This is a genomic window from Streptomyces sp. NPDC104096, from assembly GCF_055584385.1.
Genome location: NZ_JBVJMD010000114.1, coordinates 1 through 9,377, shown reverse-complemented (window position 1 = coordinate 9,377; position 9,377 = coordinate 1). Strand labels below are relative to the sequence as shown.

The 9,377-nt window shown below is 66.1% G+C and carries 9 protein-coding genes and 1 pseudogene; 6 read left to right on the top strand and 4 right to left on the bottom strand.

The window, feature by feature from the left end; genetic code table 11:
* Positions 1-89: 89 nt before the first annotated feature.
* A pseudogene (locus tag ACZ60B_RS41960) lies at positions 90-1,156 on the bottom strand (ISAzo13 family transposase); the annotation flags it as partial.
* Between the two features lie 504 nt (positions 1,157-1,660).
* Between ACZ60B_RS41960 and ACZ60B_RS41955 the strand changes: the two are divergent.
* From ACZ60B_RS41955 to ACZ60B_RS41940, 4 genes are all read left to right on the top strand, one after another.
* Positions 1,661-2,173, top strand: a complete 513-nt coding sequence (locus ACZ60B_RS41955; protein WP_469397100.1) for a hypothetical protein — start codon at positions 1,661-1,663, stop codon at positions 2,171-2,173.
* A 232-nt stretch (positions 2,174-2,405) separates the two neighbouring features.
* A complete protein-coding gene (locus tag ACZ60B_RS41950) occupies positions 2,406-2,783 on the top strand; it encodes a hypothetical protein (protein ID WP_469397096.1) in 378 nt (125 codons plus the stop codon).
* A 232-nt stretch (positions 2,784-3,015) separates the two neighbouring features.
* Positions 3,016-3,144: a hypothetical protein gene (locus ACZ60B_RS41945; RefSeq protein WP_469397093.1), complete on the top strand. Its 129-nt coding sequence runs from the start codon at positions 3,016-3,018 to the stop codon at positions 3,142-3,144.
* A 310-nt stretch (positions 3,145-3,454) separates the two neighbouring features.
* The gene (locus ACZ60B_RS41940; RefSeq protein ID WP_469397089.1) at positions 3,455-3,721 is read left to right on the top strand and encodes a helix-turn-helix domain-containing protein; all 267 of its coding nucleotides are present in this window, start codon (positions 3,455-3,457) and stop codon (positions 3,719-3,721) included.
* A gap of 9 nt (positions 3,722-3,730) precedes the next feature.
* On the opposite strand, the gene ACZ60B_RS41935 is transcribed toward ACZ60B_RS41940, so the two are convergent.
* The 3 genes from ACZ60B_RS41935 to ACZ60B_RS41925 form a co-directional block, all read right to left on the bottom strand.
* Positions 3,731-3,871 carry a hypothetical protein gene (locus tag ACZ60B_RS41935; RefSeq protein ID WP_469397087.1) on the bottom strand — a complete coding sequence of 47 codons (141 nt, stop codon included), beginning with the start codon at positions 3,869-3,871 and terminating at the stop codon, positions 3,731-3,733.
* Between the two features lie 420 nt (positions 3,872-4,291).
* The gene (locus ACZ60B_RS41930; protein ID WP_469397085.1) at positions 4,292-4,540 is read right to left on the bottom strand and encodes a hypothetical protein; all 249 of its coding nucleotides are present in this window, start codon (positions 4,538-4,540) and stop codon (positions 4,292-4,294) included.
* 170 nt (positions 4,541-4,710) lie between these two features.
* Entirely contained in the window at positions 4,711-6,582 is a 1,872-nt protein-coding gene (locus tag ACZ60B_RS41925) for a protein kinase domain-containing protein (RefSeq protein WP_469397083.1), read from the bottom strand.
* A 350-nt stretch (positions 6,583-6,932) separates the two neighbouring features.
* On the opposite strand from ACZ60B_RS41925, the gene ACZ60B_RS41920 reads away from it, so the two are divergent.
* On the top strand, positions 6,933-8,750 hold the full coding sequence (locus ACZ60B_RS41920; RefSeq protein WP_469397081.1) for a zinc-ribbon domain-containing protein: 1,818 nt from the start codon (positions 6,933-6,935) through the stop codon (positions 8,748-8,750).
* Positions 8,751-9,022: 272 nt separating this feature from the next.
* Positions 9,023-9,377 (top strand): helix-turn-helix domain-containing protein (locus tag ACZ60B_RS41915; RefSeq protein WP_469397078.1); only part of this gene is annotated, 355 nt, incomplete at its 3' end.

The window sequence follows — 9,377 nt, the reverse complement described above, 5'->3', positions numbered from 1 at the left end:
GACAGCAGCAGACTCACGGCCCCCACCTATTGCCGCCCCGGAAACGGAGCACATTCCTCCGTATGAGGTGGCGCACGTTCACTTGTACGCCGACAGGTGGTCGCGGCGATCGATTCGAGGATGACTTCGTGGCTGGTCAGGGGCGGCCGCGCCAGTTCATCGTGATGTGGGAGAAGAGCCGGTGCTCGATCTTGTTCCACTTCGACGTGCCTGGCGGCAGGTGACAGACCGTGATGGTCAGGCCGGTTTCGGCGGCCAGGCGGGCGAGGTGGAGTTTCCAGGCCCGGGTGCGGTAACCGTTGGATCCGCCCGCATCCGCGGTGATCAGCAGCCGGGAAGCCTGCGGGTAGGCGGCGCGGCCCTGGTCGTGCCATCAGCGGCGGATCGACTCCACGGCGAACGCGGCGGTGTCGTGGTCGGTGCCGACGTTCACCCAGCCGGTGTTGGCCGCCAGGTCGTAGATTCCGTAGGGAATGGCCTTGCCCAGCTGCGGGTCGGCGAAGTCATGGACACGCACCAACACCGGATCGCCCGTCGGCCGCCAGGAACGGCCTGCATTGTGGAAGTCTCCGACCAGTTCTTTCTTCTTGGTGTCCACGCTGATCACCGGCTGGCCGGCATCCCGGTGGTCGCGTGCCTGTTCGTTGAGATACCGGAACTGGGCATCCCGGTCGGCATGCTGACTGCCCTCGAGCGTCTTGGCGTTGGCCTGCAGGCGAAATCCCTCCTGCCGCAGCAGGCCGGCGACGGTGTCCGCACCGACCCGGTGCCCCTGCCGGGTCAGCTCGGCAGCCAGCGTGCGGGTCGACTTCGTCGTCCACCGCAACGGCGGCATCGGATCCCCGCGTTCGTCCGGCTCGACCAGGCCCAGCAGTGCAGTCCTCAGTCCAGGGTCGAGGTCCGCGACGCGTTTGCGTCCGCCGCCGGGCTGTCGCACCCGCCCCGGCAGACACTCGCCCACCTCCAGGTCGGACATCCCCTTACGGACCGTCGTCTCGCTCACCCCGGCCGCCCTGGCCACGGCCCGGACACCGCCGTGCCCCAGCCCGCAGGCCTCCGCGGCCATCAGCAGCCGCCGCTGCCGTTCGTCCAGATGCGGGAACAACACCGCGAACTTCACGGCAAGTTGCTCACGAGTCTCGTCCGGGATGCGCATACGACACCAACGAGCCCCAGCCCCAAAAGCAACACCTTGATGATCGGCAGACCCTTAGGGAAGTCGCCCCACAACTCGCCATGCGAACCGCCAATCTCACCCGTTTGCCCACTGCTGCGGGGCGGTGGGCAGGGTCGTGACGCCCAGCGCGGCGTCCTAAGGTCGCGCATGCCTTCACCGGCACCGACCTGGCCGCGCTGGCAGAAACCGCCGGTCGCGATTTCCGGCTGTGGTCGAGTTCCGCTTTGGTCCGGTGCCCGTCCGGTGACCAGGCGGGTGCGGGTAGGAAATTGTGTCGGCACCTCCATCGAGATGACAACCGGGGGCGGACGGCTCGCGCGTCTGGCTGCAGTCAGCGGCGGTCGTCGCCGAGCTGGTGGATCCGCTCGCGGGCCATCCGGTCACCGACCTAAGGGGTCTCGCCGCACCCCGACCGGACCTGCGTCTACACGAATCCTTCACATGCTGCATGATGTCCTCACGCGCAACATCCCAGGGGGGATCATGACCGCACAGCTCACCGACCAGCAGCAACAGCGCCGACGCAGCCTGAACAAGAAGATTCTGGGCGGCGCCTTCGGGCTGGTCGTCATCATCGCTATTGCTTCCGCGGGGGGCGCCGAGGACTCCGGTGACAGCAAGCCCAAGGCTGCTGCGAGCGCCAAGCCCGACAAGCCCACGTCGTCCGCGACGCCTAGCAAGGTCAGCCAGGCGGACCTCGACAAGGCGCTCGAGGCCGCTGGTCTCCCGGCCGAGCCCAAGGCCGCGCAACGTCAGGCCTTCCTCAACGGTCTGAACGCCATCGACGTCGACATCGTCCACGGCAAGGATGACAAGGCGGTAAGTCGCGGCCGCGATACGTGCAGCATCCTCAAGAGATTCCCCGGTGACGAAGCCAAGCAGATCGATCAGACCAATAAGCGGTGGAGCAGCCCCACCCACCCGGAGGGGCACGGCCTCGCCAAGGCCGCAAAGATCCTTAACGTGGCGCACAAGAACATCTGCCCCGACTTCTGATCAACCCGCTTGTAGGTCCGGTCGTGCGCAGCGTGGCCGGACCCAGCGCCTGCAGGGACGCGAGCATGGCAGGACTCAGTGCGCCCACCCGCTACGCCTACCGAGAATCCCTGCCCGCGGGCTTGCCGCGCCTGACGCGTGCGTCGTGCTCCGGCTGTGCGTCGGCCGGCGCACGCAGAACGCGTGGCGGCGAACCCATGACGTGGGTAGCCGCTGAACGGGAAGATGAGCCATGGAGACTGTCGTCAAGGCCATCGTCGCATTCAAGGTCGTTGGCCTTGCGCTGTTCGTCGTCCTATTGCTCAGCAGCTTCGCCTACATGTTCATCTCCGGAACGGACGTTCCCAAACTGGCCCACGATTCAACGGCAGTTTGCAAGGACGGAACGGTCCTTCAGCCGCCGTGGAACGTTTGCGGTGAGGCGCACGGATTTCTAGATCACTGGACGATGGGCCCGGCCAGTACAGAGAGGTCGGTCGTTCCGGTAGAGACAGCCACGGTGGTTGCGCCGGACACTGATGAGGACGACTGGCTTACGGCGTACCCCGGCGGGTGCGGGGCTGGCACTCCGCTTGCGTCTCCTTGGGACCTCTGCGATTCAGCTGGTTGACACTGCCGTTTGCCCTTCACCTCCCTCGATGTACCTCGCAGGTGCTACGGAATCGCGAAAGACCGGACACGCGCAGCAGTAGCCCGCCAAGCTGTTCGCCATGCCTGCACACTCGGACGCATCCTCGAACAGTGCTGTGACCTACGCGCCTCGGCCGCAGATGTTCCGCGCTCCATGGCAACGCTGGGCATGGGCAGTCGTGCCCTTGGCCACGATCTCCCTCTTTGCCTTCGTGCCTTTCGTCGTTGCCTGGCGCCGCCGAGTTGTCCCCCTGTGGGTGGCCAGCTTGTACTTCGTCGGTAGCGCCACCTGGTGGACGATGGCCACCCTGCGGGTCGACTACGACGCGACACACACCTGAGCACTCCGGGCATTCATCGCCGTCGCGACCATCCACACCCTGCTGCTCGACCCGATCAAGCGGCAGGCCAAGTAGTGGACGTCCGTGCCATCGAGGCTTCAGAGGGTGGCATGCGAGTTTTTGCCTTGTATCTGACTCTGCTATGGGATTGGCGTGCAGATCAGGGCTGTTAACGAGTGCCGGTTGCATGGCGAGGACGAACAAATCGACTGGGATTCGGCCTGGCGGGCGTGTTGCAGGGGCCCGGTGCCCTGGCATGGGACCGAACAAGAGGGCCATCCCGGCCCGGGCTCGGCGGCATACTGCGGTCATGAGGAGAGAGGATTCGACACGGCTGGCGAGAGCCCTCATCAAGTTCCGTGAGGCCGAAGGCATCTCGGAGCGTGAACTTGCGCGCCGCACCTGGCTGAGTGAGGCGACCATCAGGACCTTCGAACGTGGCCGTGGGGACCCGCCCACCCTGACCGTTGCCCGAAGCTTCGAGGAACTCCTCGGCTGGGCTCCGGGCAGCATCAAGACCGCGCCATCCGAGGCGATGGGCCGTGAGGCATCGGCCGACTCCATGGATCTCGAGTAGGCGTGCTGGTCAGGGCTGAATTCCGGGCGATTGCGGTCGTGGCCTGGTGAACGGTCCTGGCTCGGTTTCGGCCAGGATTCCGCGGTCGGTCAGCTGCTTGAGCTTGAGGCGGACGTTGTTGATGTTGTTGGGCTCGATCTCCAGGTCCATCGCCTCGCACGCAGCGGATGGTCGGCCGCGGTGAACACCGCCATGATCTGCTGGTAGGCCGGATGGCCCGGCAGTTTTAGTGCCGGCGGCGCGGGCGGCCTGGGGTCGGGCAGCGCCAGCAGCGTCTTGCGGGTGATCCGGACTTCTTCGGCGGCCCGGCCGAGTTCGTCGAGTCGGGCGGTCAGCTGCGTGATCTGTTCCCGCGTAGTCTCGGCTTGCGCGGCGATCTAGCGTTCCCGCTCCTCCAGCCGTGCCAGCACCGCGCCGAGCGTCAGCTTCCCACCGGTCATGCGGTGCGCCAGGCGGGTACGGTAGCCGCGGTCAGCTGTCGCAGTATCACCGCGGTCATCGCCCGGTACACCCGCGACTCTGAACTGCGTGGCAGGTGCTCGTAGTCGCGCACCAGCCTGCTGTGCAGCATCAAGATCCCATAGGCGCGTTCCGCGACCCACCGCTTGGCTTGGGAACGAACCCGGTCTGCGTGGGATTGCGCTCGACGATCTCCACCTCGATGCCCACCTCTTCCTCGTACGCGACGACGGCGTTCTTGAAGCCCTGGTCGATCAGGGCCTTCTGCACGGTGTCGGTGTCGGCGGCGACCTTGTCCAGCAGCGCGATACCGATGGCGTTCTCGTGCGCAGACGCTGCCGCCACGACTACGGCGATCACCAACCCCAGAACGTCAACGGCCAGGCCGCGCTTGCGGCCCGGTACTTTTTTGCCGCATCACGCCCCGTTGACACCGCGGGCACCCCAGCTGCCGCGTGCACGCTCCCAGGTCTACCTGGCGACCATCACTGGACTACAGAGAGGCCTCCTGCTGTTCCTCTCGGAAGACCTCATCCAGTGCGTTGTCTCCTGGCAGCACCGTTCAGGATGTTCAGGACATCCTGCATCGACGGCCTCCTCGCGGGTTCAGCTCTCAGCGACCAGCGAACGATCTCGGACACCGGAGGCGGGAAGATCGAGTCCCGGAAGGCGGGTGGCTCGGGCACGTTCGTCGCCAGGAAGCGCAGCACCTGATACTGGGTGCTGTCAACAGTGCGTTCGTCGCTGCGTGTCAGGCCGCTACCCGCCACGACAGCCATGACGGCAAACGAGTACACGTCGTTCCTGGTCGTCACCGTGCCGCCGAATCTCTCCGGAGCCATGTACCCGATGGTTCCCTCCGGTTCGTGCGCTCCCGTCTTCTGGGTGAGTCCGAAGTCTCCGATCACCCATCGCTCGCCCAGACGCAGAATGTTCGCGGGTTTGATGTCTCCGTGGACGAGTCTCTGCTCGTGCAGCTCCAACAGGCCGGCCGCTACGTCTCGCATCATGGAGACGAGTTCGGATCCCTGAAGCGGTTGCTCGTTGACCAGGTCGCGCAGTGAAAGCTCCGCGAGTGCCGTGCAGATGTAGTTCCATCCCGCGAGTTTCCCGTCGCGCTGGGTGCCTGCGCAGCGGTACGGGAGCAGGCTCGGTGAATCGAGCCGTGCCATGATGGCCGCCTCGCGCGAGAAGTACACGTACCGCTTGTCGGTCTGGGGCGGCTGTAGTTTCACAGCCACACGTCCCAGCGAACCGCCGAATGCGAACTCCTCGGCTTCCCATACCACGTTGAGGGAACCACGTCCCACCTCCCTCAGCAGGCGGTATCGCCCGTCCACGACCTCCCCCACGAGGTCCAGTGCGGGGATGTCATCCCGGCTCATCACCGTCCCGGCGCCGTCCTTGGAGGCGAGGCCGACGAACGTGTGCGGGTTCGGGGCCGCTGGTTTCACGCCTGCCGGCGCGGCGACGCGGGTCCACATCGCGTCCGCTGTGGGCCAGCAGTTCTCCAGCAGCTCCCATAGGAGGGCCATGGCATGGCGGCAGGCCGTCGGCTGCATCACGGCGTCCTGCCCCGGAGCCTTGTCGACCAGAGAGTCTGACACCCCTCGTACCACCACGGCCTTGGTTCCGGCAGGCCAGAAAGCCGCACCGCTCAGGAAGCCCAGGCCCTCCATCTCGACGGCGTGCGCGTCGTCGAAGGTCTGACGCAAGTAGTCGTACTGGGCGGAGCGATTTCCCGTGTGGATTTTCTCCCCCGCCGCGATCGGCGCGACATGCGCTTCGGGCGTCGATCCTTCGACACCGCTGTTGGGGACTTTCCGCAGCCAGGAGCGTTGGGCAGCCACTCTGAACGCCAGCTGCGTGGTGCGCGGGTCCGTCACCTCTATGGAGGGCCGACCCAGCAGGCCATGGTCCGTCTGCTTCCCGGACTCATAGCCGTAGACCTTGGTCGCGTACACGACGTCGCCTAGCCGGACATCGGACTTGAGGCTTCCGGCCGTGCCGACGAATGCGATGACTTCCGGGCGCAGCTCCTGGACGGCATGACTCGCCTGGAGCGCGGCCGCGATATTGCCCTGTCCGATACAAGTGACCCACACCTCCCACTCACCGGCCTCCACGTCCAAGTACCCGACTGTGTAAGGTGCGCCGGACGCCGAGCTCTCGTTCTCCGGCCGGGTCAAGAACTCCTGCACGGCCCGGTACTCGACGAGTGCGGCCGTCAGAATGACGACGCGCGGGACACCCAGTCCGTCTTGGGTGACCCAGAGATCGTCCTCGGCTCGTCCGACGGCAGTGCCACGGCCGTCTCGAAAAAACTCGGGGGCGCGGCCGAAGGGGAGAGCACGTTCGTCGCGGGCCAAAGAGAACCTCTCTCCCCTGGATACCTCAGGCATCGGTATGCGTCCGCGGTAGCGATCCAACCGAGACTAACGGCCGGCCATGGACATGTCCCGCCTTCGACTAGGAAAGGCGCTTGAGGCTTCATGTTCCGAGTTGGGCAACGTGCGCGGCGCCTCGTCCTACTCATGGCCCCGTCGAGATCCCCTGTGTCCCCCATCCTGAGCCCGCATCAGGACCAGGTCCGGTGTCCGCCGTTGCGGTAGTCGTCCTGGCGGGACTCGATGGTCTCGTCGCTGGCGCTGCGGGTCTTTCCGCTCAGCAGACCTCGGCCGGCGACTGGCTACTGGAGTATCAGCAAAGGAACGCCTTCTCATGCCACCGAGGCACCTGCGAAAATCCGCACATGAGTTCCATGTTGCCCCGTGAGACGACCCAACTGTGTTCCGAGCCGGATTGCGGGCAGCCTGCCGCGTTCTCCACACGCACGAAGAGCACCTGGTGCGACGCCCACATCACCCAGATACTGCGCGAGGGCGGCCTGGAACCGCTGGAGCCCTTCACGAAACCGAAAGCGTGGCGCCTGACCCGGTGCCTGGCATGCGGCTGTGAGGCGCACTATCGCCTCGAGTACACACTGGAAAAGAACGCGTATAGGGAAGCGACGTGCCGGGCTTGCTACTGGCGGAAGTGGGCGCGGGAGGCTCGGCAGGCCATGGGTGCGTACGCGGACCTGAGCCCGGTTCCGCAGGCCACGGCGCGGGACCACACCGAGGGGAATGGATACGACTACCTCTGCGCGCTGACCGCCCCGTCCCTCTCCGACGACCCGCACCATGTTCGGTGCCGGTACTGCGGTCGGTTGAGCGCCGCGCGGCTAGGGGACATCGGGTTCGGCTGCCAGTGCCAAATCAACCCTCGGCGTGAGCGGCAGACGACCAAGCCCACCGGTTCCAGGCAACGCGACCTGCTCAAGGACAGCAAGCTGCCCGTCCTTGACTGGTGGGACCACGAGCACAACGACACCGCCACCTGGCAGACCGTCACCGTCAAGGCCCGGCGGGAGGCGGCCTGGCGCTGCCCCGACTGCGGACTGCAGTTCACGAAACGAATCCTCGATATGGTCAACATGCGCGAGTGCCCAGAGTGCGAACCGAAACAACGCGCTGAGCGGGAGGCGGAGTACGCCCGCTATCAGACGACGCCGGTCGCGGACATGCCCGAGCTGCTCGCCGCCTGGGACGACGAGGCGAATCCCCGGGCCGTGATGGTCGCGGACCACGGGCCACAGCGCCAGCTACGCTGCCCACAAGGACACCGCCCTCGCCAGTCTCCGCTCACGTATCTGCGTAACGGCTGCCCATACTGCCGGGGGCAGGACACACCCGCGGAGCGTCTCGAGGCGATCGAGACCGATCCCGAGACCTTCGGACTCAATGCCGAGATCGCCGCACAGTGGCACCCGACCAAGAACGGGAAGACTCAGCTGCCGAACGTGTCGCCCGGTTCGCGCAAACTCGTGTGGTGGCGGAATCCAGACTGCGACCACGAGTGGCAGGAGACACCAGCCCGCCGGGAACAGGGCCAGCGCCTGCTCTGCCCGGAGTGCCGCACGATCCTCGACTCCCTCGCCTACCACTTCCCCGAGCTGGCAGCGGAGTGGTCGCCAGCCAATCCGCTGTCTGCCTGGCAGGTACGCCCGACCGGTCAGACCTCGTTCACACCTGCTTGGATCTGCTCCGCAAACCCGGATCACGCATGGCAGGCGGCCCTGTCCTCACGGGCGAACGGCAGCGGCTGCCCCGAGTGCCGAGAGCACGGCAAGTCCCGTATAGAGCTTGACCACTGGGCAGCCGCGGAGCGCGCCTTCGGCCGGGCATCGTCGGGCCAGTCAGTGCGGCACGAGGCATTCGCCCGGCGCGCGAACTGGCTCGTCGACATCACGGCTGAGACGGCCGGGATGCAGAAGCTCGCCATTGAGTACGACGGCTCCTACTGGCACGCGGACAAGGTCGACCTCGACATCGAGAAGTCCCGCGACCTGCTGACTGCCGGATATCTGGTGGCAAGGCTGCGCGAGCATCCACTGCCACCGCTGCCAATCGACGACCCGAACTACGCGGAGTTCCTCGTGTACTCGACGACGCCTATGCCGGACGAGACGATCGAGCGGGTGAGAGAGTGGGCGAGTAAGCGGGACGAGGGGCCGAGGGGCCAGCGCTGAGGCCTGTTGCGGTGGAGGCGACTGCCGTCTCCTCGATGAAAGTCCCAACCGGCCGTCTTCCCAGCCACTCGCTCGGGACAGGCTGTCTGTGAGCCCAGCTGTACGAGCATCGACGTGGCGCAGTGAAAGGCTAGTGACCTGAGTCAGAGGTTCATCGTTGGTTTGGTGTGAATCGTCGTGGACCGAAGATCCCGCCGTTGTCGGTGACGGATGCCCAGCGTGCTGTGCTCGAGGGATGGGTGCATCGGCGCTCGACGGCTCAGGCTCTGGCCGTGCGATCCCGGATCGTGCTGGAGTGCGCCGAGGGGCACTCCAGCATGGAGGTGTCACGGCGGCTGAAGGTCGCTCCGGACACGGTCCGCACCTGGCGAAGGCGGTTCCTCGACCGCGGTCTGGACGGCTTGTCCGACGAGCCCAGGCCGGGTGTTCCCAGGAAAATCACCGACGCCGATGTGGAACGGGTCATCGTCAAAACGCTGGAGGAGAAGCCGGCGAACGCCACGCACTGGTCGACCCGCTCGATGGCGGCGGCGACCGGGATGTCCCAGTCGGCCGTCTCCAGGATCTGGCGTGCCTTCGCTCTGGCCCCGCACCGCTCGCAGACGTTCAAGCTGTCCACGGACCCTT

What these genes read in the sequence shown, in the direction of transcription:
- ACZ60B_RS41925 (WP_469397083.1), bottom strand. Translation starts at nt 6,582, where the DNA reads ATGCCTGAGGTATCCAGGGGAGAGAGGTTCTCTTTGGCCCGCGACGAA.
- ACZ60B_RS41920 (WP_469397081.1), top strand. Translation starts at nt 6,933, where the DNA reads ATGAGTTCCATGTTGCCCCGTGAGACGACCCAACTGTGTTCCGAGCCG.
- ACZ60B_RS41955 (WP_469397100.1), top strand. Translation starts at nt 1,661, where the DNA reads ATGACCGCACAGCTCACCGACCAGCAGCAACAGCGCCGACGCAGCCTG.
- ACZ60B_RS41935 (WP_469397087.1), bottom strand. Translation starts at nt 3,871, where the DNA reads ATGGACCTGGAGATCGAGCCCAACAACATCAACAACGTCCGCCTCAAG.
- ACZ60B_RS41950 (WP_469397096.1), top strand. Translation starts at nt 2,406, where the DNA reads ATGGAGACTGTCGTCAAGGCCATCGTCGCATTCAAGGTCGTTGGCCTT.
- ACZ60B_RS41940 (WP_469397089.1), top strand. Translation starts at nt 3,455, where the DNA reads ATGAGGAGAGAGGATTCGACACGGCTGGCGAGAGCCCTCATCAAGTTC.